Below are 1,329 nucleotides of genomic sequence, written 5' to 3'. Positions count from 1 at the left end.
TCAACTACTGCTGTTGGACTAAGAACTGGAAAAAAAGTACCACCAATAATTATTTGGAGGACTACAGAATTTACTGGGTGGACACCAAAAGAACGATGTGAGCATGTAACTAAAAAATTAAACGATCGGTATAAAGATAATGGCTATTACCTGAAGGGACTAGGTGTAACCCATGGAAAAGTAGGTGAAAATGAAAATGAAAATGAAAATAATATTAATATTAATAGAATTTGTCTAGCCCCTTATGGATTAGTTTGTAATAGGAAAAACCACTTGTTTAATGTTCCTTATGGTAAGAACCCAGAGGATTATATGGAACAAATAAATGTTGCGATCAGTAACTTAGGAGGTGAATCGAAGTTTAACCCTGTATATAATACAGGAGGAGAAACAAGAATGTGGATTCACCTTGTTTATATAGAAGATTATTTGGAAAAAGAAGAAGATTATAACAATAAACCTTCAAGACCTGAGCGTCCAGAACCTAATCCACCAGAATGTGGTGAGTTTTGCTAATCTCAAAAGTAGATGGCGTTGCTGATTATGGGTATGATTACGCACCCCTAGCGCTCCAATTTTGGGTGGAACAAAACTTTCTTTCGTCACCCAAAGTTGGGGTATTGTATTTAGGGGGATTTACCAAAACCATAAGATCTAAATTCATACTTGAATTCAGCAATGTCAAATTTTTGATATTAGTCGGCTATAAAAATAGCTACTTGAGGAAAAAATATGAATCACACTCATAAACTATCTTTGCTTGTTTTAGGAATAACTACAACATTAGGTTTACTAATAACTCCTCATGCAAAAACTTTATCTATAAATCAATATAGCGAAGACGATATAAATGCAATTAGCAGAATGACTACAGTTGTTATTGGTAATTATTCGGGAACTTTCGAGGAAGAAGATAGTTATGGAAATGTGAATTGTACAGAGCCAAAAATTATTAAAAATATAGACAAAAAAAAGAAACAAATTAAAGAAAATCAAGCTTCAGGGGTAATTATAGCTAAACGAAATAATACATTTTATGTTTTAACAAATCAGCACGTGCTTGAAAAAGGAGCTGATTGTTATGGGATTGTAGTTTGGGATGGCGACAAACATAGTATTCACTTTTCAAAAGACTCAGATATTCAATATATTGACAAAAAAGAATTTGGTCAAGGAGTAGATCTAGCACTAATTAAATTTCAGGGTTACAGTTCTAATCAATACTACGTTGCTTCCCTTAAAGATTCAAATACTATTCCAGATTCTGGTCAATTATTTGTCTCTGGTTGGCCAACTCCACCAGAAGATGTAGTCTCGAGATGCTAACTG

General features: G+C 33.5%; 2 protein-coding genes. Both read left to right on the top strand.

What is annotated here, in order from left to right; translation table 11 throughout:
* Positions 1–516, top strand: a 516-nt coding sequence (locus tag F6K38_RS42180; protein ID WP_287360818.1) for a COP23 domain-containing protein, incomplete at its 5' end; no start/stop codon positions are given.
* Between the two features lie 216 nt (positions 517–732).
* Positions 733–1,326 carry a trypsin-like serine protease gene (locus tag F6K38_RS42175; protein ID WP_287360815.1) on the top strand — a complete coding sequence of 198 codons (594 nt, stop codon included), beginning with the start codon at positions 733–735 and terminating at the stop codon, positions 1,324–1,326.
* The last annotated feature ends 3 nt before the right edge of the window (positions 1,327–1,329 follow it).

The sequence above is a fragment of the Moorena sp. SIO3B2 genome (genome assembly GCF_010692525.1).
Lineage (GTDB): Bacteria > Cyanobacteriota > Cyanobacteriia > Cyanobacteriales > Coleofasciculaceae > Moorena > Moorena producens.
This window is presented reverse-complemented; position numbering and strand designations above follow the sequence as displayed.